Below are 24,081 nucleotides of genomic sequence, written 5' to 3'. Positions count from 1 at the left end.
AATAACACAAGGTATATTGGATTGCACAGATTAGTCCAATTGATAAAAACTAATTATTTTAGTTGTGCAAACGCCTGTAATAAATCGGCTTTGATGTCTTCTACATCTTCTAAGCCAACAGAAAAACGCAATAATGTGTTTGTAATACCACGAGCAACACGTTCCGCTTCTGGAATATCCATGTGGGTTTGAGTTGCAGGATAGGTAATAAAACTTTCTGTACCGCCTAAGCTTTCCGCAAAGGTAATCAATTTTATTGATTTTAAGAACGTATTTACCCAATTTTCATCTTTCAAACGGAAAGATAGCATTCCACCTTTGTTTGGATATAACACACTATCAATTTGTGGCTGTTCGCGTAAGAATTCCGCAATCGCCTTCGCATTATCTTGATGGCGTTTCATACGTAATGAAAGGGTTTTCATTCCACGCACGGTTAACCAAGAATCGAATGGCGAAAGTACTGCACCTGCACCATTTTGAATATAGGCAATACGATCACAAAGTTCTTGTCCTTTTGCAATAATCAAGCCCACCAAACTATCATTATGACCCGCAATATATTTTGTACCGCTATGAATGACAATATCCGCGCCTAAATCTAATGGACGAGATAGCACAGGAGTTAAGAAAGTATTGTCTACAATCATTAACAAGTTGTGTTTTTTCGCTAATTTTGAAATTTCTACCACATCACACTCTTCCATTAATGGATTAGATGGAGTTTCAATAAAAATTGCTTTTGTATTCGGTGTAATCGCAGCTTCAATTTCAGCTAAAGAAGCGGTATTCACATAAACGGGTTTCACGCTGTTGTTATTTTTATAGGCAAAATCCAATAAACGGTAAGTCCCACCATATACATCACTTGACACAATCCATTCATCAGGGCCTTTAAATAGGTTCATCAGCACTTGAATTGCCGCCATGCCGGAGGAAAAGGCAAAACCACGATCACCATTTTCTAATTTTGCTACGGTATCTTCCAAAACACTACGCGTTGGGTTTTTCGTACGCGTATAATCAAACCCGGTGCTTTCACCAATCCCGTGGTGGCCATAAGCCGTTGAAAGATAAATTGGCGTAGAAACCGCACCAGTGCGCTCATCACTGCGATTTCCCGCTTGGGCTAATAATGTATCGATAGAATATTGTTGTGTCATAATTTACCTCTAAAACATGCAAAAATTTGACCGCGCTTTTCTTGATTTAATGGCGAACAAAACGCTCCAATTTTGTCACAAACCCAATCACGATAAAAGTCGAAATTGAAAACTAAGCTAAAATTATATTCTTGTGTCAAATTTTGCTGTAATTTCAACCGAAACGAAGATTTTTTCAACATTTGAATTTTTTTTTCATATCTTCGATTGACAGAGTTTAAAATTTCCGTAAAATTCACCGCACTAACAGCGTATGCGGGAATAGCTCAGTTGGTAGAGCACGACCTTGCCAAGGTCGGGGTCGCGAGTTCGAGCCTCGTTTCCCGCTCCAAACTAACGGCGTGTTAGCAAAGCGGTTATGCACTGGATTGCAAATCCATGTAGCTCGGTTCGACTCCGGGACACGCCTCCATAACCACGCAGTTAGTTAATCACTCAATGCCCGAGTGGTGGAATCGGTAGACACAAGGGATTTAAAATCCCTCGCCTTTCGAGGCGTGCCAGTTCAAGTCTGGCTTCGGGCACCATCTAATTCCAAACCAATAATCAGTACCTAGTCCAATACTTAACTTTAATTTTTAATTATCGTTAGGTGAGGAATTATGGACTTCTCTTCTATTTCTAAAAAACCTTATATTATTACTGTCGCTTGTACTAAAGGCGGTTCTGCAAAAAGTACAAATGCTGCCAATATTGGGGCGTTCTGCGCTGACCACGGTTTAAGAACTCTTCTTATTGATACTGATACTCAACCAACCTTAAGCTCTTATTATGCTTTAACTGAAGAAGCTCCCGGTGGTATTTATGAGTTTTTAACCCGTCGTGATATTGAACCTTCCCATATCATTTCAAAAACATCCATTCCTAATTTGGATTTAATTCAATCAAATGACCCATCAAACAATGTAAGTCAAACTCTACGTAATGCCCCTGATGGTGCAATTCGATTTAGTCACTTAATTAAAAACATTGATAATTATGATGTTATTGTGGTTGATACTCGAGGTACTAGAGACATTACTGTCGATATGTCTGTCTTAGCAGCTGACATCCTATTCTGCCCTATTCTTCCACACATTCTTTCTGCGAAAGAATTTATCCGTGGAACTATCGGAATGTATCAAGATTTAGAAACCTTTGAATCATTTGGTTTCAAATTACCACCTCTCAAAGCTATCGCAAATTGCGTTGATAATACTAATGACGTGAAATTTGTACTCAATCAATTGCATGTCCTATTTGAAACCAATTTTGATGAAAGCAAAACCTTCCTTGATTTTTCAATCCCTGCGCATGTGGCATATAGAGAAGCTGCAACTTATTCATTGCCAGTTTATCGCCATAGCCAAGCTGAATATCCTGTTATCAAAGAACTGTGTTGCTTGTTACTCCCTCAATTCAAAACACTTTTTGATAAACCAATGAAAAAGGAAGGCTAATATGACTGATAAACTTATTGCTTCTATTGAAGCGGAAAGTGCGGTCATTGGTGCTCTCATTATTGATAATGACAAATTTGATGAGATCGCAACTTTACTGCGCTCTGATGATTTTTATGTCTCAGCTCATAAAGCATTGTTTGAAGGTGTTAGCCATCTATTAACACAAGGAAAACCCGCTGATATTTTAACTTTGGAGCAGTATTTCAAAGATAAAAAACTGATTGATCAGATAGGGGGATTAGCATACTTAGCTGACATTATTCACAATACCCCTTCTGCATCTAATATCACTGCGTATGCTGAGATTATTTCTCGTTATAGCAAACAACGTCGTTTTTTGACTCTGGGCCAGTTTATTGTAACTGAAATGCAATCTTCAAAAGATGAGATTGAATTAACTTCTTTTGAGGAAAGTGTTGATAAGCAATATACCAATATTGTCATCGAACAAGAGACGGATGGTGTTGCTGATCTTAATGCAAGTTTCGAGCGAATCCTTTCTCGCATGGAAACGTCCTCTATTAATGCCGATCCAGTTAGTGGAACACCAACAGGCATTATTGAATTAGATAGAGCAACAACAGGCGGTCAACCAGGAGAACTTATCATTATTGCAGCTCGTCCAGCAATGGGTAAAACAACCTTTGCACAAACGATTGCCGCAAGTACGTTAGATAAATTTCCTGACAACCCTATCCAATTTTACAGCCAAGAAATGCCAGCTGATCAACTGTTAGAGCGTTTTATGGCAATGCGCTCTCGCGTCAGCTTGCAATCTATTCGTCAAGCGACTGAGCTTGAAGAGGAAGAATGGACTAGCCTTGCTAATGCAATGGGGACAATTAAAAAAGACTGGAAAGGTCGTTTGTTAATTGATGATGAAGCTTCTTTAACACCTCATCGTTTACGCGCCAAAGTACGTAAAAATACTCGTCTATACGGCAAACCTAAAGCGATTTTCATTGATTATATCCAACTAATGAGAACCGGAAGTAAAACTGAAAATCGCAATTTAGAACTTGCCGAAATATCCAATGATTTAAAGAAATTAGCCAAAGAAACTGGATGCCCAATTTATGCATTATCTCAACTAAACCGAGGTTTAGAAAATCGAGCTAATAAGCGTCCAATCAATGCCGACTTACGTGACTCCGGTTCTCTTGAACAAGATGCTGATGTCATCATTCATCTTTATAGAGATGAAATCTATAACCCTGACACAGAAGATAAAGGCATTGCGGAAATCATCATTGGTAAACAGCGTAATGGCCCGTTAGCCACAGTAAAAACACTGTTTCAAGGTCAATACAGCATTTTTGAGAATTTAACGACACAGGATAGATATTATGAATAATCCATTTATTGCTAAAAATAAAAAACAACAAAGTCAATTAGACGCGATTGCGAAAGGATTAAATGTTCAACCTATTAATAATCAGTCTGCTGCTTATCAAACAACAACAGCAACACATTATCCTGCGCAATCTAAATACATTACCGTTACGTTAGATAAATTACGCCCTTATGAACACAACCCTCGTAAGACACGCAATCCTAACTTTGAAATGATTAAAGAGTCAATTCGTCGTCGTGGTCTTGATCACAAACCCAATATCACTCAACGACCTGGTGAACCTTTCTATATCATTGCTGACGGTGGGAATACTCGTATTCAAGCATTAAAAGAACTATTTACAGAGACTCAAGATCAACGTTTTTGGTCTATTGAATGCTTATATAAACCTTGGAAAGGTGAAAGTGCTGATAGCGTAGAAGCGGAATTAGATTTGCTTATTGGTCATTTAATTGAAAATGATACCCGTGCAGACTTAACCTTTATTGAGAAAGCCTTAGGTATTCAGCAAGCCAAAGAATACTACGAGAAAAAGTTAGGAAAATCCCTTTCTGCTCGTGAGCTTTCAAGTGAGTTAGAAAAAGACGGGTATATCATTCAATTTTCAATGATTGCGAAGATGGGACGTTGCATTGAGTATCTTTATCCTTATATCCCGGATGTACTTTTTAACGGTTTAGGTAATGCGCCAATTGATAAATTGCTTGCGATTCGTAATAACGCCTTAGCCATTTGGCAAAATTATCAATTTGAATTAGATGTATCCTTTGATGAAATTTGGGGAAATAGCTTATCTCGTTGTAACGATGATCAGCCATTCCACATTAAAACCTTCCAAGATCACCTTATTGATGAAATGTCATCTATGTTAGGTGACCGTGTGAGTTATGAAGTGCTTTATCTTGAAATTGATCTCGATGAGCAAAAATTCAAGAAAATGGCGCAAAAACAACACGAAATACAACAAAGCGTACAAGAAAGCATTCAAGATGTTCAAACGTTTAATACGCCACAGCCACAAGAAACCGTATTAGATACATTATCTCAACCTAGCGTAGTCACTACTCCCAAAATGACTACTACTGAAAAAAAATCAATACCTGCGCCAGGATTAAAGCAAGCAAGTGTTGAAATTTCTCCTTCATTTGAGGATGAAGCAGATAATAAAACAGAGGATGAAGAGTTTGATGAAACTAATGCTAATTCAGAAGGGCTTTCTTTTGATTTTGCTAAAAATTTAACTCAACAATTTGGCATTACTCCTGGCATGAGCATTCAGGAGCAACGCCAACAACGTGCAGAAGAAAATGGATTAGGCTTTGCTTGCGTAGGCCGTCAACCAGTTGATGATATTTGGAAAATTTATCCTGGTCGTCAGCATAAAGTAGAAGCTTATTCACTAGCACTCGACATTGCGGAAAGTGTTGGATTAACTGACTACATTGAACATGTAGTAAAAGAGCCTGTTGATTACACTTACCGCGTAAAACCATTAGATAAAGATGTGAGCGGTGTAGCACAGATGTGTTATGACTTCTTAAATTTATTACAAACAGATGTGCACCCACAGACATCTTTCACCTTATTACCGGAATATTTACTCAATACTCAAGAAATTGATGATACCACGCTAGTTAAATTATTCCGTTTAATTCGCCTCGTTCGCTATATTCGTTCAGAAGGAGATGCATAATGAGCATGTTCAGCAATTTAAACCAAGTGGTATTGAATGAGATTTTGGTTAATTTACAAGAAGGCAATATCAATGTTTGCCGGAACTATGGTTTCTCAAAACAAGAATTGCAAGAAATTGAAAAACTCAGCACAGAGGAAGTTTATGAACTGGCTAACACCAAAGCTCCCTTTGCCAAAGTTGAAATTAATCACGATGCATTTTGGCGATTAGTGGCTCGAGTACGCATGTCGTCACAAGAACGTCGCCTTATTGATCGCGCATTAATGTTAGGTGCATCCATCCAAATGCTCAATTCCTACTTCGGCTTAACCACTTCAAAAGTATCTGCTCGTCGTAGCCTACTTGGAAAACAAGAACCAATGGGACGTAAGCCAGCTGCAACCGAAGAGGAAGAAAAATTAATTTGGGACTTATGGCAAGAGCATAAAGGTGATGTTCAAACAATTGAATCAACAGAAGGACTAGAGCTGTTAATTTTAATTGCGGAAGAAACCGGTATTAATTTAACTGAAATTTGGAAACTTGTTAGCCGCTGGAATGCAGCTTAAAAAACATAACGCCCAACCTAGTGCGTTACGTTAAGTTGGGCGTTATTCATATCGTTAGTAAGGAACTTGGGAAAGTTCATTGGCTATTGTAAAGATGTTTAAGCACATTGCAACAATAAAAATGAAATATTCTCAGAGAGAATTAAATTATGGAAACAAAATTACAAGAGCATGGGTTGCTCTTTTTTGGCAACCAGCATGAAACAGTTCCAACCCGTTTGCTATTTGATCCTTATTTAACATCAAGAGCAAAATTGGCATGGCAACTTATAAAATACAAAGCAAGAGAATTTCAATCAGGCATGTTCCCATCATACGAAGTGCTTGCAAAATTACTTTCAGATAAACCTTATGATGAAGCAGAACTCTCGCGTAAGCTAGTTAGCCAAACGTTGTTATTACTTAGATTAACTCGTTGGCTAACACTTTGTGAAACTGTACGTAATGAGCAAGGTCAAGTATTGGGTAATTTTTACATCCTTCATGATGAACCTATGCCAATCATTGATACGATTCAATTAAACCATGATTACATCGCACTCCTTGAAAAATCCATTCAGCATCGAGATAACTTTGTGCGAGGTGTAGCAAACCATATTGTAGAAAACCTGCTCTCGGATAATACTCAGTGGCATTATATTTCTCACATTGACTGGATGCGAGCTCGCCTTCAAGACTATCAAAAACGTCCAAAAATGGATATTTCAGAGCAAGAAGAATCAACATTTATTCAAGAAAACTTACTAAGTTCCAATAAGGAACTCAGTGAAAAAACAGGGGAACTCAGTAAAAATCACCTTAGTTCCAAAATGGAACTCACTAAAATCAAGCAGAGTTCCAAAAGGGAACTCAGTACCCAAAATGATGATAAGTCATTGATTTCAGGCTTAGTTCCAAAAGGGAACTCAGGTTTTTCACAGTACAGTACAAGTACTAGTATTTATATAAATACGTACTGTACTGGTAATGCGGATGAAATTGACTGGCCGACTAATATTCAGTTTTCATCATTGGAAAAAACAGCAATTATGCAAGCAATGCGTGGACTTGATTTAGGAATCTGTAAAGCGATTTTATTTGAGCTTGAACAGCGTGTGATAAAAGGTGAAGTGAAAAAACCACAAGGCTATGTAGTGACATTAATCCAACGTGCACACCGTGGTGAATTTAAACCATATTTGTATGAACAATTTTTGGCTACACAAGCGCAATCATTATCATCAAAAAATCGGTTATCACAACATGATGAAACTAGCTTAGTTAATAATGTGAAAGCCGATAGCGCAATAAAACCAATGCGAGTGCAATCTGAAGAAGAGCGAAAAGCGAGAGCTGATCGCATTCGACAATTTAAGGCTTCAATTTGCAATTAAATTAGCTATACAAAAAGTGGACAGTGTAGAAGGGTTCTACAAAGTACAAAATTCAACCACTGTGCTAGGGTTGCACAGTGAACAAAATTTAACCAGTGTGCGGGGACTGCACAGTGAACAAAATTTAACCACTGTGCTAGGGTTGCACAGTGAACAAAATTTAACCAGTGTAAAGGGACTTTACAAAGTACAAATTTTAACCAAATAATAAAGGTGACATAACATGACAACAACATACAATCAACAGCTTGGGCCGTTACGTAGTGAAATTACATTTACGCTTCATACTCAGTATGCAACACGTCTTTGGAATGGTCGTGACTTAGTTAAAAATGAAGCAGGTGAAGTCGTTACATCATCAATTCTCAGTATTCCTAATGCTCTATCTCTATTGAGCCAAATTCAGCAAGCAGCCGAACAAGATGATCCTTATGCTGATGATTATCTACTTCGTTTTGAACAAAAAGTCTTAGGGTTTAGAAAAGAGATGCAAGATATGACCTGGAGAATGGTTAATCTCTACAGTGAGAAAATCCCTGAAAACTTTCAAATTGAGCGTTGCGCCAATATTGCTCCGATTCAATACCCTATTTTTGTGAATACTCAGCTGGGTTATCAATTATTGTATCTTTTGGCTGATTTTGATTCGTTAGCTCGTACAGTGATGACCGCTTCACATATTGCATTACTTACAAAAGATGATGCGTATGATTGGTTAGAATCCGGTGCTAAATTAATTCGTCGTGCATTTGGTGTGCTTGAGAATTACCGAAATTCCGGTATTACACGCCAAGATGCGCTTGAAAATAACGCTCGCTATCAAGCTGCTGTAAAACGTATGAAATATACCTTAACGCCTGACGTGCTTTCCGGTACAACACGTGCAACATTTGCTCCAACAATTAAAAAATCATCACTTGCTGAATCAGATGATAATGGCTCTGTTGAAGTCCAAATTACAGCAAATAAAACTGAATAATGGAGATTGGGATTATGGATAACGTGCTCATTCCTTCTGATATGTATAAACAATTAGGACGCACAACCCCACTTAATGACTCGCTGAAACAGTTATTCAGTGAGTTAGACTCAGTGCAACAGTATGAATTACTAGCTGAATCCCTTACTACAGTCCGTGAAGCTTTAATGTTGCAGCAGAATGAAATGTTGCAGAACGTTCGTAAAAGTGAACTTAGTGTATTACCTATTCACATGATCCGAGATAAAGCTTCATCATCCGGTGGGACGTTTTTACGCTGGCGCAGTTTTCAAGCCTCTAAGACTGGTGATGCTGTGTTAAATCCGGTATTTAATAATCCTCAGTTATCTTCAGACTTACGACAAAAACTTGTCTCAGCTGAGAAAGAACGCATTTTGATTAATCTGCAGGTCTCCGTACTAAATTTTATGATGAGACAGGTATCAAGTGCGGTAGATAAAATTAAAGAGATAGAAGATCATTTATAACATTCACATTTGTGAACGTTGGATCTTCTAGTTTGTAATCGGCTAATTTATATAGTTTGTGATCGGCTCACTAAAAGGCCTTTTAAAGGTAAGGGGACAAGCCCCTTACCTTAACGAAAAAAAGCCTTTGCCTTTCGTGGTTGTGTTAAAAAATCTCTGTGTTTTTTACTGAATTTACCCTTAAGGATTAGATGTAAAAAATGCACAATCTTGACAGTTAATTTTGTGATTTAGGAGAAATCAATATGGCTGGAATTAATAAAGTAATTATCGTGGGACATTTAGGTAATGATCCTGAAATGCGAAGCATGCCGAATGGTGAAGCAGTTGCAAATATCAGTGTAGCAACTAGCGAAGCTTGGACGGATAAAAACACCGGTGAACGTCGTGAAGTGACTGAATGGCATCGAATCGTTTTTTATCGCAAATTAGCTGAAATTTGCGGCCAATATCTCAAGAAAGGAGCGCAAGTTTATATTGAAGGACGCTTGCGTACTCGTAAATGGCAAGATCAAAACGGGCAAGATCGTTATACCACGGAAATCCAAGGTGATGTAATGCAAATGTTAGGTACTCGCCCTCAAAGTGCAGATGGTGCAAATAATTCTCAGCCAATGCCACAACAAGATGCATCGGCAAATGCTTTTGATGATTCAATACCATTCTGAACTCAATATAATTAAGGTTAATCGTGATGAAAAAAATAATTTTTGTTTTATCTGCCGTCGCTGCTTTAAGTGGTTGTGCTGAATTAAACTCATTGAATGATGCGGTTGGTAATGTTGCAGGTCAGCTCAGCAGTGTTCTTGGCGGGGGGAATAGTTCCTCTAGTTCTTCCGGTGTGGCTTACACTCAAAGTTCTCGTTCTCATCGCTATAACGTAGAGGATTCAATTACATCATCTAAAAATATTGACTCTCTTTACGTAAAAATTAAACGTAATTTAAAATTCAAAACACGGGAGGAAGCATTAAGTGGATTATCCGGGTATGAGCGTCAACGTTACGAATCGCTTTTAGATGAAGAAGGACATGCTCATGAAGCGACTCCTGGGGTCTATTATCACATGGCAAATAGCTATGTTGGCGGTCGAAAAATTGACATAACGCTTGCAAAAGAGGATGGCAAGGTTAGAATTTCCTGGATTGCATCCTCAAATGAATCTGATTTTGCTCAATTTGTTAAATCAGAAGTGATAAAAGCAATTAAATAATACGACAACATAAACATAGTGTAGGTAATCAATACCTCATTCTCCTTTGCCCCAACCTTAGTGGGGCTTTTTTTATTTCAGTTATTTTTAAATTTCGATACCGATAATAATGATTATTTTGTATGATAGATAACGAAACAAATTTGTTTTTTGAGATCCATCCAAACTTTTCCTTTTCCTCATATTGTTTAATATCTCAAACGTTTACCCCTTGGCTACAAGGGGTATTTTTCTCCTGTAATTGCAAAAAATAAATTAAGTGGCTCAAAATGAAGTGAAGATAATGGGCTTGCATACTTTGACAGAATTTTAGCTTTCTCTTTATGGTTTCTAACCAAAATAGGAAACTCCTTTACACCATTTGCAAGCAACCAAAGCGTTCTTGTCATACCATCATTAAGACTACAGCTTATTTCTCCATCTTTAATATGAACATTTACATCTGCAAGTGGAACTGGAAAATCCATACTTTTAGCAAATCCGTTTTCAGCATGATGAAACTTATAATCTTTTCTCCATGTTGACTCATCGCCCGCACATGTATTTTTATCTACCTCATACGGTGATCGCTGCCATAAAGAAAGAAACTTTTGAGCATCTACGATGACAATCATGTTCTCTTGATTAGCCATATTTTCAATATGCTGTGGATAACGCATATACACGACTTTCTGCTCTCTCGTTTTCATTCTAAAAATAATATATCTATCTCGACCTGAATATCTAAGCGTATCAACCATCACTCCAATTGATGAAGGGGTCAGTTTTATCATGATTTACTCCTCAGTTTAAAAAGAATTCCTAATTGTGGTTTATCTTATTACATCGAAAATATCTCTCAAATATCAATGAGAGAAAACATCATGAAATTATTTTTATGTGAAAAACCATCACAAGGCAATGATATTGCAAAAGTATTAGGTGCGACAAAGCGTGGTGAGGGTTGTTTATCAACACCTGACGGTCAGCTTACAGTTACCTGGGGAATTGGTCATCTAGTAGAGCAATTTAATCCTGAAGAATATGATCCTGCCTTTAAAAAGTGGGCATTTGAGACCTTGCCAATTATCCCGGGTAAATGGGGGCTTTCACCTAAAAAAGAAACAAAAAAACAGTTCAATGTCGTCATGAAACTTATCAAACAAGCTAAACTTGTTGTCATTGCAACCGATATTGATAGAGAGGGCGAAACTATAGCAAGAGAATTGCTGGATTTGGCAGGATTTCGAGGGCAAATAAAACGCCTTTGGTTGTCTGCACTAGATGATACCAGTATTCGCAAAGCCTTGGGCGCACTTAAAAATAATGAGGAGACACTACCTCTTTACTATGCGGGACTTGCACGTAGTCGAGCTGATTGGCTTATTGGTATGAATTTCTCTCGTCTCTATACCTTATTAGCGCAACAACAAGGGTATCAAGGGAAACCTTTAAGTGTTGGTCGGGTACAAACTCCAACATTAAGCTTGGTTGTTAATCGTGACCGTGAGATAAAAAACTTCATTCCTAAGCAACATTTTGCTTTGCAAGTAATGCTTTCTGATGGAAATCAGCATTTTGCTACGCAATACGTTATTCCGGAGCAATATTGCGATCCTGATGGACTTTGTTTGTCTGCCCAAGTTATACAAGCAGCAAATCAGCAAATTCGTCAATTGGGCCAAGCGAAAGTGGAATCAGTTGAAACTAAACGTGAAAGACAAAATGCCCCACTTTGCTTTGCATTAAGTGACTTACAATCAGAAGCTAACCGCCTTTATGGACTGGGTGCGCAAAGAGTATTGGATATAGCTCAATCACTTTATGAGACTCACAAAGCGACAACCTATCCTAGAACAGATTGTGGTTATTTACCGGAGTCTCAGTTTGCAGAAGTGCCTCAAATTATCCAATGTTTGTTGCAATCCGATAATCGATTACAACCCCTTGCAGGTATGTTAAACCTTAATCAAAAATCACGAGTTTGGAATGATAAAAAAATTACTGCTCACCATGGCATTATTCCGACTATGATTAAAGCAGATATTAGCAAAATGTCTGATGAAGAATTAAAGCTCTATGATCTCATACGTCGTCGTTATTTAGCTCAATTCTTACCTGTTTCTGAAACAGATAAGACACAAATTATTTTGAAGTGCGGTCAACATATATTAAGTGCACGTGGGAATGTGCTTATTGCTCCAGGTTGGAAAATTCTATTTGGCAAATCACTTGATGAAGATGATGACGCACCTCAAGCTTTGCCGACGTTAAAGCAAGGACAAATCTGTCAGATTTCTGATTCAGAAATAAAAACCTTACAAACATCACCACCTAATCACTTCACGGAAGGCACATTGCTCACCGCAATGAAAAATGCAGCTCGCTTTGTAACTGATGAGCGTTTAAAACAACGCTTACGAGAAACTGAAGGACTTGGTACAGAAGCCACTCGGGCGGGAACGATTCAAGGTTTGATTGATAAAGGTTTCTTGAAAAAGAAAGGTAAATCACTATTAGCGACAGATGAAGCAATGACACTAATTGATAATTTACCTCAGATGTTAAAAGATCCTGGTTTAACCGCACTTTGGGAGCAAGCGCTCAATCAAATTGCTGAAAGAACGCTTTCGCTAGAAGTGTTTATGCAAAAACAAGAAGTCTTTGTGCGGCATTTGATGGCTGATTGCCTTAAAAAGGGAATAAGTTTGGGGAATATTGAAATTCGTAAATGCCCTAAGTGCGGTGCACCAATGATTAAAAGAAATGGTAAAAATGGGGCTTTTTTTGGGTGTTCTGCTTATCCAAATTGCCAACATATTGAAAATATTGATAGCAAGAAGAATACTAAAAGTACAAAAAATTTAAAGAAAAAGTCGAGTAAAAGTGTGAGTGAGCAAATTTCATCTTTACGAAGCTTATTGAACTAGGATTTAAGCGCCTGTGAATGGCGAGTCCTCAAAAATAGTGCTATACTAAAGCCTTCGTAAGACCGTTCGTGAATTGTCGGTTATCAATTCACACTAGCCAAAAATGATTCCAGCACGCTGAAAGGAATTTCTCACATTGATTAACGCTCCTTGTGAGGTGTGCCACCTAGTTAATCAGAGTAATGATGGAGTAACGCCCCAATTTACTCTCGACTTTTCAAATCGCTGGCCATTGCGGATTTTTAAAGTGTATTGCAAAGTGCATTTTGAAAATTCGCAATGGCTTGCTACTTTCTCCTTACCGGAGCCCACCGGTGAAACAATGGGTGCCCTTTGTGTCAATTTGATGCCACAGATATAACCGATTGATGGCCACAAAGTAATCGGATAAGGCGAGCCGTAAAAATCCGTATATGGTAACGAACGTATCAGTATTTTTATGAATCAAATTAGTTTGGCCTACTTAATTTTTATTTAATCAATCTATAGTCAAAACTATAAGGTCATTCAGGAAACTGGGTGACCTTTTCTTTTGGCTAAAATATCTCCAAATAGAATTTTTAATTTTTTATACATTTAAAGTTTGCTTTAGATTTTAATAACAACAGTTTTTAAGGTGCTGTGAAAACAGCCTTTAAGAAGTTGCACGATTCTTGAGAAGCAACGCCTTGCCTTAGCGCAAGTAGAATCATAGCCAAAATTTTTTCCAGCACACTGAAAGGAGAATCTACGAATAATTCGTAGGTGTGCCACCTTAAACTACCCTTAACCTAAAATAAGATTACTTATTCTAGTTTAATCACAATTTAACCCTTGGCGGGAAACATTTTTCCCGTGTTGGGTAAGGATGTTTCTCCGCTTTTTTACTACTTAGGAGAAACATTATGTCTACTCAAAACGCACAACCAAAATATTTCAATCTTCATACTTCTGGCATTGGTTATTTAAGCGATATTCGCGAAATCAAGCCGAAAAAAGGAGATGCATTTTGGGCTTGTCGAATTGCTGCTCTTACAGGTTCTTCCGATTCTCCGGAATATCGTTTTTTTGATATGAACGTATCCGGTGAAGAAACTGTAAATTTAATCAAACGCTGTCAAGAAGCTGTTGAAGCTAAGAAAAAAGTCTTAGTTTCCTTTGTAATGAGTGATTTGTGGTATGACACATTCACTTATTCAAAAGACAGTGAATATCACAAAAAAGGTGATACTGGCGTGTCGATTAAAGGACGACTCTACCGTATTAACTTTATTAAAGTTGATGGTGAGTTGAAATATCAAGCAAAACGCCAAGATGAGCAAGGGAATGACTAACCTATAAACTGATGAAAGCCAACAACAAGATTTGTTGGCTTTTTCTTTACCCTGAAGGGGAAACTCCCCTTATGGGTGGTTTCTCCTTTTTTATTTCTATTTGAGGAGAAACCTATGAATACTTACGCTAAATTGTGCCCTAATGTTTTTGTTGCTAAATGTCCTGATACTCACCAAAAAGGTGACGTTATCATCTTAACCAGTAAATACGGTAAAGAGACTGAAGTGGAGATTCATAATCTCGTAAAAACCTCTGAGGATGCGTATTTTTATTCCTTCACCCGTTGTGATGGAGTGAATAGTCAAGTTCGTGCAGAACAAAAAGCTGAGCGTTATCAAAACGCGGCGAGTAATGCATTAAAACGCAGTGAGCAATATTGTGAAGCTGCTAATGAAGGTCGTGAATTTCTTCGCTTGGGTGAACCGATTAAAATCGGTCATCATAGCGAAAAACGTCATAGAGCCTTGATTGAACGTAATGCAAGACGCATGGATAAGTCTGTTGAAGAAATGCGTAAAGCAGAAAGTTATGACGGTAAAATCGCTTATTGGGAACAGATGGCAGGGAAAATTGATTTATCCATGCCGGAAAGTCTTGAGTTCTTTAAGTTTGAATTGGAAAAAGCCAAAGAAAAACACCAAGAGCTTAAAGATAAACCTGAATTGCGAACACATGCTTTTTCTCTCACTTATGCTAAAAAAGCAGTCAATGAGCTTGAGAAAAAAGTAAAATTAGCCGAATTACTTTGGGCGTAATGCAAGTCAGACTTTTTAAATAAAGTGGACTCTATTAAAACTATGTACCATTAAAGTGTGTGTTAATTTGACCGCACTTTCACCCATAGGGGATATATCCCTTATGGGCGATATTCCCTATTTAAGAAGGAATATCGAATGTTTGAATTAAACGAGCAACAACAAGCTATTTTAGAACAGGCACAGGTTATTTTAACTAAAGTGATGGAAAAAAAGCCCTTTTACCAAGGTGCACAGGAATTTACTGAGCCATCCATAGCTAAACTCTATTTTCAAACCATTATAGGTAATGAAGAAAGAGAAAATTTCGTGGTACTTTTCTTGGATAGAATCCACAGATTGATTAAATCTGAGGTGATGTTTCAAGGATCTGTTTCAGAAACTTCTGTGTCGATTCGGGAGATTATTCGACAAGCATTAAAGCTAAATGCATCAGCAATTATCATTGGGCACAATCATCCAACTGGAAATGTTGAGCCTAGTGATGCTGATAAATATATAACCAAGAGATTAAAGGAAGCTTGTGAATTAATGGACATTAAATTACTTGATCACTTTATCGTTTCTGGTTCTGCGTCTTTTTGCTTTACTGATAATCATCTTATTTAGCTAACAACCTTTCACCCATTGGGGGATAACACCCTCAATGGCAGTGTTATCCCCTTTACTTTTTACATTTTAAAAATTTAGGAGAAACACTTATGTGTAAGGAAAATCGTATTTTAGAACTTGGAAAAATCTTCGTCTCTCGTCGTATCTTAGCGGAATTAACTACCGAAAAGATCAATGAGGTCATCTCGTGGCATCAAAATGGCTGCATTATCATGCTGGGGAATAAAGATTGGATTGAAAAACCGCCACATCCGCTTTCAGAAATTGTTATGAATTTCTATCAAGCAGATAATGGTAAAGACACCATTCAACTCTCTACTTCAGTAGATGATGACGGGAATCGAACAACTAAGATTTCTTTTTCTGATGAAAGTGAAGATGAGCAAAGAGGACACTTTGATTGGGATATATATCAATCAAAAAGAACACCACTTAAGTTAGGGGATGTTTCGTGTACTATCTGCGCTAAACAGTTATTGGGAATGCCAACCATTCATCGCTTAATTGAAAAACAATTAGGTTATGATTGGGGTGCTACCAGCGTTGAAGATTGGATTGAAAACGATCATGCCGTAGAGAAGGATAAACGCATTGTAAGCCAGCATTTTGTTGATGGAGAAAGTGTTTTTATCATCACTGAAGCAGATCGTAGTTCTACAACGATTATGCTCGGATATGAATATTAATCTATTTACCTTGAAAGCCTATCTACTTTATGTAGATAGGCTTTTCCTTTTTAGGATATGATAAATAAAACTCTTTTTAATAGTATAACGATGCCTTATTTAACCTCTTCTCAAACTGAATGCCTAAAATGGTTAGCTCTTATCACGATGATTATCGATCACATTGGTGTGGCTTTTTCAAATGCTTACCCTGCTCTATCCTGGTGCCGGGTGATTGGTCGATTTTCCTACGTGGCGTTTGGATTTATCATCGCGCTTAATTTATCTCGAGATAACGTGAACTTTAAAAGCTATTTCACTTGGATGATAGCAACCGCATTTTTATCTGAAATCAGTTTTACGCTTTTCGAGCCTAATTATGACCGTTTAAATGTCCTATTTCAGTTTTTGTCTGTAATCGGGGTAATATGGGTATATAAAAACCGTCAAGACTTAAATAGCTGGGTCATGTTTTTTGGATTGGGCTTTTTTATTATTCTTTCCGCACTCTCTGATTATGGTTTACCTGGGCTTTTATATTGCATTGGTTGTTACCTATTTTTGCAAACAAAAGATACTCAATTTCGTCTTATTACGATGCTAACCTGTGTATTGCTCGCACTTTTCGTCAATCACAGTTTTATTGATAATTTCGGGGAAACTATTGTTGAAACAATCAGTGTTGTAACTGTTGTGGTCGGTACAATGATATTTATTCTTCACCCTAAAGGCCTTCGTCAATGTAATATCTCAATCTCTCGAATGCCTAAGCTTTTCTTTTATCTTTTTTACCCAGTGCACTTAACAATTATTGTTGGCGTTAAATATATTTTTCTCAGCTAATTTTTCTATCTTTACTTCAAGAAGAATAAATTATTCAAATTCAGGTGAGAGTTATCCATATTAAGGCATTATTTAAATACCTTAATTGGAGCCTCATCATGAAAAAAATTCTATTAACCACTTTTGCATTGGTTGTGCTTTCAGGTTGTGCACATAAACAACAAACAGCCGATGAGCAACAAGCACTAGAAAATCCAAATATTCAACAAGGTCAGCATCAAGTTTTACAACCGGAAGATCGAATTGTTCGTCCGGATATTTACACAGACTATCAGCCTGAGCGTACAGAAGTGTTACGTGAAGGTCGATACACTTTAATTAATTTCTCTCCGGAAGAAGGTCAAAAATACCTTCTTGACCAAAGTGTCACTGTCAACATGTTAGGTAAAAAGAAACGAGCCTTAACGGCAACCGTTGAGCAGGGATTACGCACGACGTTAAAAGATACAGGCCTTTCACTTTGTCATGGCTTTGGTCAGAATGAACCAACACTTTCTACGCTTTATTCCCGTCCATTACCAAAAGTACATTATCAATTTGGCCCGATGGCTTTACGTGATGCCCTTCAAATGTTAGCAGGGCCAGCTTATGAAATTACTATCAATGACGTTTCTCGTACCGTTTGTTTTAAATTACGCCCAGCTGTACCGGAACGTGCTACAGGGGAAAAGCCGAAAGTAGAAACCACAACAACGACAACAACTACAACAGAAATCATCGAGGAATAAGCAATGAATCATGTCAAAAAAATATCCTATGTGGCGATGATATTAGGGATGTTTTCTACTGCTGTATTTGCTGATGTCACAGCAGCGAATACGCTGGCTACTCAATCGTTAAATCAGCAAAACTTGGTGACAAATAAATTAAATCAACAAGAGTTATTAGCTAAGTCTCAGGAGTGGGGTTTAACTGAGCAAGAATGGCAGCGCTATCAAGAGCTTAATCAAGGTGCTCGTGGTATATGGTCGCCAGGTCTTGACCCTTTAACCTCGCTTGGTGTGGAGTCTCGAAATGAGCAGGATAGAGAGCGTTATGCTCGACTACTAGCAAAAAAAATGCACGACCGCATGGAGCGAGAGCTGCAGTTCCAACGCACTTATGATCGCGTATTTGCTGAAATGTATCCAAATGAGCAACCATTTAAGGTTGAACCTCATATTTCAGAGCGGTTTGGACGGGTGATTTATTTTACTCGCCTAGAAAATTGTGACAAATGTGAAGCGAATGCTGATCGTGTATTGCAATATGTGAATGATAAAACGCCTATAGATATTTATTTTGTTGGCGTGAAGAATAATGAGCAAATCTATAATTGGGCGAAAAAACATAACATCGACCCAAATAAAGTGAATAGAAAATTAATTACCCTTAATCATGATAATGGAGCCTGGTTACAGTATGCAGATGGCAAAATGCCTGCTGCATTCCAAATTCAGCAGGATGGGCAATGGCAACAAATCGTCTATTAAAAATCGTATTTAGCTTAATCGGTCTTGGCGTTGCGACTCACTCCGTTGCATTTAATGGCTTTGGAACTGATATTGATGGCTATATTAAAAATGCATCTAATCGCTACCAGGTCGATGAAGCTATGCTACGTGGGTTAGTAAAAATTGAAGATGGGTGGTATGGCAATATTTCCCCGACTGGTGCAACTGGTGTGGGGCAATTTACCCAGGGCACCTGGAATTGGCTTGCAACAACTGATGAGGGGCGAGCCTTAGGTATGACTCAAATCACTCGTTACAATCGTGATACACCTTTCGACCCTCGAAAAAACAATCGACTTAACACTCTAGCAACCGCACTTTTAGCCAGATGGCATATTAATCAGTTTTTTGAGCGAGGGATAAAACCGTCACATGAAAATTTATATCTTGCTCACAATATTGGTATAGATGGGTTACATCGAGCGCTACAAGGTAGATCAACTCGTGAGGATATTCTTAACATGAAACGCAATGGAATGAAAAAAGGAATGTCTGTGCAAGGCTTTCTTGTCTATCAAAGTGAGCGTTTTAATATCAGTAAACAAATAGCTAACTTCCAGCGCCCTTCAGCATCAGCACGTTATCAAATTGAGAATAAACCATTACCAACTCATTTACATTGGGTTTCTCCAACAGAAACCGCTATGCGTTGGGTTGAACCAGCGTCAAATCAAACAAATCAACAAGCTATTCGTTGGCAAAATCCAACCAATTAATACGAGAACAGAATTATGCAGTATAAATCCTTTTTCCTCTCTTTGGTCTGCTTAGGAGCAGTAGTTCAGGCGCAAGCTGAATTAAAAGTTATTGGTGATTTTGGCGGGGAAAGTGCAGTCCGTTTTTATGAAGCATTACAACCGGACGAATCAATGGTTCAAGCTTACCCTAACAGTGTTCCTTCAACATTAACCGAAGCGGATATTTTGCCTGTAGCCTCACATAGAATGACACCGGGCCAAATACAACCAGTCAGAATGAATCTTCCTGGAATGTTGCCTATTTTTCTTATTGGAACAGATAACTTATCTAAAAATTGGCTACACGCTAATTATAATTACCTTAAAAAAATTGGTGCAATGGGACTTGTGGTAAGTGTTAAAACAACAAACGAATTAAGCGAGTTACGCCAATTAGCACCTGATTTAACCTTAATGCCAACGCCAGGGGATGACTTAGCTTCAAGATTGAATCTTGCTCACTACCCTGCTTTATTGACTTCAGAAGGATTGTCGCAATGAGTCAAAAACATGTATTAGAAGGTTTACTTAGACCGCCTGTTGAATTTTTTCCAGCTGCCGTCCATGGTACTTGTGCTTTTGTTTGTTGCGGTGCGCCTTGGTCGCTCGCATTAAATCCTCTTATTGGATATGGATTAGGGGCCGCTTTCGCAGGTATGGGGGTTATGCGTTTTCGTCAAGGCATGGAAATTGTACGCTATCACCGAAATTTACGCAGACTCCCTCACTATGCTTTGACCAGTCGTCAAATTCCAGTAAGTAAAAAAGCCTTGTTCTTAGGACGAGGCTTTGAATGGGAGCCAAAGCATACGCAACGTCTTTATGACTGTTTCTCTGCAAATGGGCAAATTTATTGGAAAAATGGGAAGTGGTTTAAAGCCGCTCGTGATTATGAAAAAGTGCATGATAATTGGTTATCTAGACTCACTTCAATGGACTCTCCATTAAATCCAGTCAGACCGCTACCGCCAGTTGGCGGCATTCCGGTGATGCATGGTGTGGAGCCGAATGAACGCGATATTATGCTTCCGTTAGGCGACCGTGGCGGTCATACCTTAGTATTTGGTACAACTGGCGTAGGGAAAACGCGTTTTGCTGAAGTGCTTGTTACACAAGATATACATCGAGGTAAAACACCTGAAGAGCGTGAAGTGGTTGTCTTTTTCGATCCGAAAGGCGACCCGGACATGTTAAAACGAATGTATGCCGAAGCGAAACGTGCGGGGCGTGAAAATGAATTTTATGTATTCCATTTAGGACATCCTGAAATATCTGCTCGTTATAACCCCGTTGGTCGCTTTGGTCGAATTTCTGAAGTGGCAGGACGTATTTCCGGGCAATTAAGTGGAGCTGGAAATAGTGCAGCATTTAAAGAGTTTGCGTGGCGTTTTGTGAATATTGTCTCCCGTGCATTGGTTGAAATGGGAAAACGCCCGGACTATGTGCAAATCTCGCGTTTTGTACAAAATATTGATGCACTTTTCTTAGACTACGCAAAACTTCATTTCGATGCCGTCGATAAGAAAATATGGCCAACTTTGGCTTCGGTTGCGGCTAACTTAGATGTAAAAAATTTACCGTTCTCGATGAAAGATAGACCGCTTATTGCTGTTATTAACCAATATATTTTAGAGAATAAGATTTTTGACCCGGTACTTGAGGGATTATCAAGTGCGGTACGTTACGATAAAACCTATTTTGATAAAATTGTGGCATCGCTTTTACCGTTACTTGAAAAACTCACAACAGGTAAAACTGCAGAGCTTCTCTCGCCTGATTACACTGATATTCATGATGAGCGCCCTATCTTTGATTGGGAATCTATTATTCGGAAAAGAGGGATTGTTTACGTTGGATTAGATGCATTATCCGATGCGACCGTAGCTGCAGCTGTGGGTAATAGTATGTTTGCTGATTTGGTATCAATGGCTGGTCATATTTATAAATTTGGCGTAGATGAGGGGTTGCCAGATGCATTTAAAACTAAAAGCAAACCGCCTAAAATCAACCTTCATTGCGATGAGTTCAATGAATTGATGGGGGATGAATTTATCCCGCTGATCAATAAAGGTCGTGGTGCGGGAATGCAGGTAACAGCCTATACTCAAACACTTTCAGATATTGAAGCTCGTATTGGAAGTAAGGCAAAAACGGGACAAACAACAGGTAACTTCAATACACTTTTAATGTTCCGGGTAAAAGAGCCGGCCACTGCAGAGTTTTTAACGCGTCAGCTCAACGATGTCACAATTTATCAAAGCATGGTGACATCAAGTACGACGGATAACAGCAATCCGGATGATGGCAAGGCGTTTACGTCTAATACTGGTGAACGTATTTCTGAAAAAATGGTGCCAATGTTATCGCCAGCACATATTACAAATCTACCAAAAGGTCAGGCATTTGCCCTTCTTGAGGGAAGTACGCTTTATAAATTAAGAATGCCTTTACCTGCGGTTGATAAAGATGATGTGATGCCGGAATCGCTTCAAGAATTGACGGCTTATATGCGCAAAAACTACCATATTTCTCCAAATTGGTGGCAATCTGCATTTTCTGATTATGCGCCAAGTCAAGATATAGCAACCGCTTTTCAGTCAATGTCATTAAATCGAGCGCCTTCACACGCAGGAGAAGAAATGCTTTTCGGGGATGTTGAAACTCCAGTTGCTGAAGATATGGAAGATGAAGATATTGATCAGAATGATGATACAGATGAGGATGATTTTGATGACACAGATAATTAATCAGCCGGATATGAACTTGCTTGATATTCCGGATATGAGCGTAGATTTCAATTCAGTCACTAGCTGTTCTTGTGGGCTGGAAAACGCTGATGAATTACTTAATTACTTTTTACCTTATTTGGAAGATTGGAATAATCAGCGTTATACCACACATGAATTTGCGAAAAAGTATGCAAATAAAGGCATCTCACTTTGGACGGCTAATGATGTAAAAAAATCTGAAAATGGCATCCAGGCAATTCAAATTTTTTTAGACGGTGAAGTAAAAGGTTATCTTTTCTTTCACTGTAAATTATCTCCAGCGGGAACATTACAGTAATGGCAGAACAACAAGTCAAAAAAAAGAAAAAGGGTCTTTTTTACTACATTAATGCGGTATTAGCCGCCTTATTGGGTTCCCTGATTTTGAGTATTATTCTTGAATGGTTAGGTATTGCATTTTTATGGCCTGAAGAAGGTCATTTACACAGTCAAAAAATGATGCTAACTGAGCTTGGATGGCTTTCTGATAGTCTAACGAGAGGTCTTTTCTATCATTCTCCAAAAGAGCTGGCTGAAGGTCTTATTTTGTCATTACATGAATGGCTTTTTGTGAAAACAGGTGTAAAAGATTGGTTAGCCAACCCTCGTGAGCATAGTGGCGTAGGTTTGTGGGTGTATCATTATGGGCGAGCTTATATTGAGTCAGTGATTTATGTTTTTATCACCTTTGTTATTCGACTTGTAGTGATTGTTTTTACTTCCCCACTCTTTTTGTTAGCCGCATTTGCGGGCTTTACTGAAGGGTTAATGATGCGTGACCGTCGCAAATTTGGTGCGGGCAGAGAATCTAGTTTTCTTTATCATCATGCACGTCGATTAATTGGCCCGATTATGTTGTCGGCATGGGTATTGTATCTTTCTATCCCAATTTCTATTTACCCGAATATAATTTTGGTGCCAGCTGCATTTCTATTTGGACTATCCATCTGTGTAACGGCAGCGAGCTTTAAAAAATACCTTTAATATTCCTCTATGTTGTCATTATGGGTGCTTATTTTTCCAAGAATAAGCGCCCTTTTTTATCACTAAAAACTGTTTTGAATTTAAAAAGAGTTTCTCATTAAATTTCCCTCTCTTCTTTGGCACTCTTTGCTTGGAATCTGTTTCAAGTAAGGAGTTCTCCGTGACTAAAAATATTTTCAGTTTATCTCTAGCAATAGGGTTATTGTTTGGCGCTATAAGTGCTCAAGCAACAGAGCAAGAGCATTTAGCGCAAGCAATTAAACAGTTGGATGCAGCAAAACTCTCATTACAGAGAGCAGCTGCAAGTGCAAAGGTTTCTGCGAAAAGTCGAGAATATTTTGATTACGCTTCAGCACATCAAGATATTGCTACGGTACAGGCAGGGATTAAACAATATATTAACCCTTCCCGGGCTATTCCTAGAAATCCTAAAGCTATTCGTAACTTAAAAGAAGATTATCTCAATCTTCGGAGTCAATAGCAGATGAGTAACGCTAATTTCCCTTCTGTTTCACCGTTAGACAGCTTTTATGCTGTAAGTGGTTTAGATCCGCTAAAACTGAAAATCATGTTGGCCATTATTTTGATTGCCGTATTACTACTTGCGTATATGTGGTCAACTAATCATGGCTACAAAGGCATGGTGAATGATGGTGACATTTGGTCATTCTTTAAACTGATTCTATGGGGCGCAGCATTAATTATATGTGTTGTCAGCTTTTTTATTTAATAAACCATAAGGACA

The 24,081-nt window shown here is 38.2% G+C and carries 26 protein-coding genes and 3 tRNA genes; 27 read left to right on the top strand and 2 right to left on the bottom strand.

Annotated elements, in window-relative coordinates; genetic code table 11:
• Window positions 1-53: 53 nt before the first annotated feature.
• Complete coding sequence (locus HMPREF3279_RS08085) at window positions 54-1,163, bottom strand: methionine biosynthesis PLP-dependent protein (protein WP_070868824.1); 1,110 nt, start codon at window positions 1,161-1,163, stop codon at window positions 54-56.
• Window positions 1,164-1,418: 255 nt separating this feature from the next.
• Between HMPREF3279_RS08085 and HMPREF3279_RS08075 the strand changes: the two genes are divergently transcribed.
• From HMPREF3279_RS08075 to HMPREF3279_RS08020, 12 genes are all read left to right on the top strand, one after another.
• Window positions 1,419-1,494: transfer RNA gene (locus HMPREF3279_RS08075), tRNA-Gly, on the top strand.
• Window positions 1,495-1,501: 7 nt separating this feature from the next.
• Window positions 1,502-1,575 (top strand) — tRNA-Cys (locus tag HMPREF3279_RS08070).
• A 28-nt stretch (window positions 1,576-1,603) separates the two neighbouring features.
• Window positions 1,604-1,690: transfer RNA gene (locus HMPREF3279_RS08065), tRNA-Leu, on the top strand.
• A 75-nt stretch (window positions 1,691-1,765) separates the two neighbouring features.
• Entirely contained in the window at window positions 1,766-2,602 is an 837-nt protein-coding gene (locus tag HMPREF3279_RS08060) for a ParA family protein (RefSeq protein ID WP_005653598.1), read from the top strand.
• Window position 2,603: 1 nt separating this feature from the next.
• Window positions 2,604-3,959, top strand: a complete 1,356-nt coding sequence (gene dnaB / locus HMPREF3279_RS08055; protein WP_070868822.1) for a replicative DNA helicase — start codon at window positions 2,604-2,606, stop codon at window positions 3,957-3,959.
• Window positions 3,952-5,652, top strand: a complete 1,701-nt coding sequence (locus tag HMPREF3279_RS08050) for a ParB family protein (protein WP_070868821.1) — start codon at window positions 3,952-3,954, stop codon at window positions 5,650-5,652. Before dnaB ends, HMPREF3279_RS08050 begins: the two co-directional genes overlap by 8 nt.
• The gene (locus HMPREF3279_RS08045; protein WP_005653590.1) at window positions 5,652-6,203 is read left to right on the top strand and encodes a DUF2857 domain-containing protein; all 552 of its coding nucleotides are present in this window, start codon (window positions 5,652-5,654) and stop codon (window positions 6,201-6,203) included. The genes HMPREF3279_RS08050 and HMPREF3279_RS08045 overlap by 1 nt, the downstream gene beginning before the upstream one ends.
• Before the next feature lie 149 nt (window positions 6,204-6,352).
• Entirely contained in the window at window positions 6,353-7,576 is a 1,224-nt protein-coding gene (locus HMPREF3279_RS08040) for an STY4528 family pathogenicity island replication protein (protein WP_070868820.1), read from the top strand.
• 223 nt (window positions 7,577-7,799) lie between these two features.
• On the top strand, window positions 7,800-8,555 hold the full coding sequence (locus tag HMPREF3279_RS08035) for a PFL_4669 family integrating conjugative element protein (protein WP_005667775.1): 756 nt from the start codon (window positions 7,800-7,802) through the stop codon (window positions 8,553-8,555).
• Between the two features lie 14 nt (window positions 8,556-8,569).
• Entirely contained in the window at window positions 8,570-9,043 is a 474-nt protein-coding gene (locus HMPREF3279_RS08030; RefSeq protein ID WP_070868819.1) for a DUF3158 family protein, read from the top strand.
• Between the two features lie 245 nt (window positions 9,044-9,288).
• Window positions 9,289-9,711 carry a single-stranded DNA-binding protein gene (locus HMPREF3279_RS08025; RefSeq protein ID WP_005687556.1) on the top strand — a complete coding sequence of 141 codons (423 nt, stop codon included), beginning with the start codon at window positions 9,289-9,291 and terminating at the stop codon, window positions 9,709-9,711.
• Window positions 9,712-9,737: 26 nt separating this feature from the next.
• Window positions 9,738-10,256, top strand: coding sequence for a membrane lipoprotein lipid attachment site-containing protein (locus HMPREF3279_RS08020; protein ID WP_005687559.1), 519 nt, complete (start codon window positions 9,738-9,740; stop codon window positions 10,254-10,256).
• A 215-nt stretch (window positions 10,257-10,471) separates the two neighbouring features.
• On the opposite strand, the gene HMPREF3279_RS08015 is transcribed toward HMPREF3279_RS08020, so the two are convergent.
• Window positions 10,472-11,029: a plasmid fertility inhibition factor family protein gene (locus HMPREF3279_RS08015; protein WP_070868818.1), complete on the bottom strand. Its 558-nt coding sequence runs from the start codon at window positions 11,027-11,029 to the stop codon at window positions 10,472-10,474.
• Between the two features lie 90 nt (window positions 11,030-11,119).
• Between HMPREF3279_RS08015 and HMPREF3279_RS08010 the strand changes: the two genes are divergently transcribed.
• The 15 genes from HMPREF3279_RS08010 (at window position 11,120) to HMPREF3279_RS07940 (ending at window position 24,066) form a co-directional block, all read left to right on the top strand.
• Window positions 11,120-13,165 (top strand): DNA topoisomerase III, encoded by a 2,046-nt coding sequence (locus HMPREF3279_RS08010; protein WP_070868817.1) that lies wholly within the window; start codon window positions 11,120-11,122, stop codon window positions 13,163-13,165.
• A gap of 884 nt (window positions 13,166-14,049) precedes the next feature.
• The gene (locus HMPREF3279_RS08005; protein ID WP_011271832.1) at window positions 14,050-14,478 is read left to right on the top strand and encodes an STY4534 family ICE replication protein; all 429 of its coding nucleotides are present in this window, start codon (window positions 14,050-14,052) and stop codon (window positions 14,476-14,478) included.
• A 114-nt stretch (window positions 14,479-14,592) separates the two neighbouring features.
• The gene (locus HMPREF3279_RS08000; RefSeq protein WP_070868816.1) at window positions 14,593-15,234 is read left to right on the top strand and encodes a DUF3560 domain-containing protein; all 642 of its coding nucleotides are present in this window, start codon (window positions 14,593-14,595) and stop codon (window positions 15,232-15,234) included.
• A 138-nt stretch (window positions 15,235-15,372) separates the two neighbouring features.
• Complete coding sequence (radC, locus tag HMPREF3279_RS07995; protein ID WP_070868815.1) at window positions 15,373-15,843, top strand: RadC family protein; 471 nt, start codon at window positions 15,373-15,375, stop codon at window positions 15,841-15,843.
• 92 nt (window positions 15,844-15,935) lie between these two features.
• Window positions 15,936-16,532 (top strand): hypothetical protein, encoded by a 597-nt coding sequence (locus tag HMPREF3279_RS07990; RefSeq protein WP_070868814.1) that lies wholly within the window; start codon window positions 15,936-15,938, stop codon window positions 16,530-16,532.
• 90 nt (window positions 16,533-16,622) lie between these two features.
• Window positions 16,623-17,354 carry a TraX family protein gene (locus tag HMPREF3279_RS07985; protein WP_041175028.1) on the top strand — a complete coding sequence of 244 codons (732 nt, stop codon included), beginning with the start codon at window positions 16,623-16,625 and terminating at the stop codon, window positions 17,352-17,354.
• A 98-nt stretch (window positions 17,355-17,452) separates the two neighbouring features.
• The gene (locus HMPREF3279_RS07980; protein ID WP_012564935.1) at window positions 17,453-18,082 is read left to right on the top strand and encodes a PFGI-1 class ICE element type IV pilus protein PilL2; all 630 of its coding nucleotides are present in this window, start codon (window positions 17,453-17,455) and stop codon (window positions 18,080-18,082) included.
• A 3-nt stretch (window positions 18,083-18,085) separates the two neighbouring features.
• Entirely contained in the window at window positions 18,086-18,826 is a 741-nt protein-coding gene (locus tag HMPREF3279_RS07975) for a TIGR03759 family integrating conjugative element protein (protein ID WP_005667801.1), read from the top strand.
• Window positions 18,805-19,563 carry a transglycosylase SLT domain-containing protein gene (locus HMPREF3279_RS07970; protein WP_005667803.1) on the top strand — a complete coding sequence of 253 codons (759 nt, stop codon included), beginning with the start codon at window positions 18,805-18,807 and terminating at the stop codon, window positions 19,561-19,563. The genes HMPREF3279_RS07975 and HMPREF3279_RS07970 overlap by 22 nt, the downstream gene beginning before the upstream one ends.
• A 15-nt stretch (window positions 19,564-19,578) precedes the next feature.
• A complete protein-coding gene (locus HMPREF3279_RS07965) occupies window positions 19,579-20,085 on the top strand; it encodes an integrating conjugative element protein (protein ID WP_070868813.1) in 507 nt (168 codons plus the stop codon).
• Window positions 20,082-22,331 (top strand): type IV conjugative transfer system coupling protein TraD, encoded by a 2,250-nt coding sequence (gene traD / locus HMPREF3279_RS07960; protein WP_065286034.1) that lies wholly within the window; start codon window positions 20,082-20,084, stop codon window positions 22,329-22,331. The genes HMPREF3279_RS07965 and traD overlap by 4 nt, the downstream gene beginning before the upstream one ends.
• Window positions 22,315-22,650, top strand: coding sequence for a hypothetical protein (locus HMPREF3279_RS07955; RefSeq protein WP_005687581.1), 336 nt, complete (start codon window positions 22,315-22,317; stop codon window positions 22,648-22,650). Before traD ends, HMPREF3279_RS07955 begins: the two co-directional genes overlap by 17 nt.
• A complete protein-coding gene (locus HMPREF3279_RS07950) occupies window positions 22,650-23,336 on the top strand; it encodes a TIGR03747 family integrating conjugative element membrane protein (protein WP_005687582.1) in 687 nt (228 codons plus the stop codon). The genes HMPREF3279_RS07955 and HMPREF3279_RS07950 overlap by 1 nt, the downstream gene beginning before the upstream one ends.
• A gap of 160 nt (window positions 23,337-23,496) precedes the next feature.
• Complete coding sequence (locus HMPREF3279_RS07945) at window positions 23,497-23,817, top strand: integrative conjugative element protein, RAQPRD family (RefSeq protein WP_005687583.1); 321 nt, start codon at window positions 23,497-23,499, stop codon at window positions 23,815-23,817.
• Window positions 23,818-23,820: 3 nt separating this feature from the next.
• Window positions 23,821-24,066: a DUF3262 family protein gene (locus HMPREF3279_RS07940; protein ID WP_005750915.1), complete on the top strand. Its 246-nt coding sequence runs from the start codon at window positions 23,821-23,823 to the stop codon at window positions 24,064-24,066.
• Window positions 24,067-24,081 lie beyond the last annotated feature (15 nt).

It is taken from the genome of Haemophilus sp. HMSC71H05, assembly GCF_001838635.1.
GTDB classification, from domain to species: domain Bacteria; phylum Pseudomonadota; class Gammaproteobacteria; order Enterobacterales; family Pasteurellaceae; genus Haemophilus_D; species Haemophilus_D parainfluenzae_R.
Note: the sequence above shows the minus strand (reverse complement) of the source record. Positions and strands in the feature narration are given on the sequence as shown.

Excerpts from the sequence above, each read along its gene's own strand:
- HMPREF3279_RS08085 (WP_070868824.1), bottom strand. The coding sequence starts at position 1,163 with ATGACACAACAATATTCTATCGATACATTATTAGCCCAAGCGGGAAAT.
- HMPREF3279_RS08060 (WP_005653598.1), top strand. The coding sequence starts at position 1,766 with ATGGACTTCTCTTCTATTTCTAAAAAACCTTATATTATTACTGTCGCT.
- dnaB (WP_070868822.1), top strand. The coding sequence starts at position 2,604 with ATGACTGATAAACTTATTGCTTCTATTGAAGCGGAAAGTGCGGTCATT.
- HMPREF3279_RS08050 (WP_070868821.1), top strand. The coding sequence starts at position 3,952 with ATGAATAATCCATTTATTGCTAAAAATAAAAAACAACAAAGTCAATTA.
- HMPREF3279_RS08045 (WP_005653590.1), top strand. The coding sequence starts at position 5,652 with ATGAGCATGTTCAGCAATTTAAACCAAGTGGTATTGAATGAGATTTTG.
- HMPREF3279_RS08040 (WP_070868820.1), top strand. The coding sequence starts at position 6,353 with ATGGAAACAAAATTACAAGAGCATGGGTTGCTCTTTTTTGGCAACCAG.
- HMPREF3279_RS08035 (WP_005667775.1), top strand. The coding sequence starts at position 7,800 with ATGACAACAACATACAATCAACAGCTTGGGCCGTTACGTAGTGAAATT.
- HMPREF3279_RS08030 (WP_070868819.1), top strand. The coding sequence starts at position 8,570 with ATGGATAACGTGCTCATTCCTTCTGATATGTATAAACAATTAGGACGC.
- HMPREF3279_RS08025 (WP_005687556.1), top strand. The coding sequence starts at position 9,289 with ATGGCTGGAATTAATAAAGTAATTATCGTGGGACATTTAGGTAATGAT.
- HMPREF3279_RS08020 (WP_005687559.1), top strand. The coding sequence starts at position 9,738 with ATGAAAAAAATAATTTTTGTTTTATCTGCCGTCGCTGCTTTAAGTGGT.
- HMPREF3279_RS08015 (WP_070868818.1), bottom strand. The coding sequence starts at position 11,029 with ATGATAAAACTGACCCCTTCATCAATTGGAGTGATGGTTGATACGCTT.
- HMPREF3279_RS08010 (WP_070868817.1), top strand. The coding sequence starts at position 11,120 with ATGAAATTATTTTTATGTGAAAAACCATCACAAGGCAATGATATTGCA.
- HMPREF3279_RS08005 (WP_011271832.1), top strand. The coding sequence starts at position 14,050 with ATGTCTACTCAAAACGCACAACCAAAATATTTCAATCTTCATACTTCT.
- HMPREF3279_RS08000 (WP_070868816.1), top strand. The coding sequence starts at position 14,593 with ATGAATACTTACGCTAAATTGTGCCCTAATGTTTTTGTTGCTAAATGT.
- radC (WP_070868815.1), top strand. The coding sequence starts at position 15,373 with ATGTTTGAATTAAACGAGCAACAACAAGCTATTTTAGAACAGGCACAG.
- HMPREF3279_RS07990 (WP_070868814.1), top strand. The coding sequence starts at position 15,936 with ATGTGTAAGGAAAATCGTATTTTAGAACTTGGAAAAATCTTCGTCTCT.
- HMPREF3279_RS07985 (WP_041175028.1), top strand. The coding sequence starts at position 16,623 with ATGCCTTATTTAACCTCTTCTCAAACTGAATGCCTAAAATGGTTAGCT.
- HMPREF3279_RS07980 (WP_012564935.1), top strand. The coding sequence starts at position 17,453 with ATGAAAAAAATTCTATTAACCACTTTTGCATTGGTTGTGCTTTCAGGT.
- HMPREF3279_RS07975 (WP_005667801.1), top strand. The coding sequence starts at position 18,086 with ATGAATCATGTCAAAAAAATATCCTATGTGGCGATGATATTAGGGATG.
- HMPREF3279_RS07970 (WP_005667803.1), top strand. The coding sequence starts at position 18,805 with ATGGCAACAAATCGTCTATTAAAAATCGTATTTAGCTTAATCGGTCTT.
- HMPREF3279_RS07965 (WP_070868813.1), top strand. The coding sequence starts at position 19,579 with ATGCAGTATAAATCCTTTTTCCTCTCTTTGGTCTGCTTAGGAGCAGTA.
- traD (WP_065286034.1), top strand. The coding sequence starts at position 20,082 with ATGAGTCAAAAACATGTATTAGAAGGTTTACTTAGACCGCCTGTTGAA.
- HMPREF3279_RS07955 (WP_005687581.1), top strand. The coding sequence starts at position 22,315 with ATGACACAGATAATTAATCAGCCGGATATGAACTTGCTTGATATTCCG.
- HMPREF3279_RS07950 (WP_005687582.1), top strand. The coding sequence starts at position 22,650 with ATGGCAGAACAACAAGTCAAAAAAAAGAAAAAGGGTCTTTTTTACTAC.
- HMPREF3279_RS07940 (WP_005750915.1), top strand. The coding sequence starts at position 23,821 with ATGAGTAACGCTAATTTCCCTTCTGTTTCACCGTTAGACAGCTTTTAT.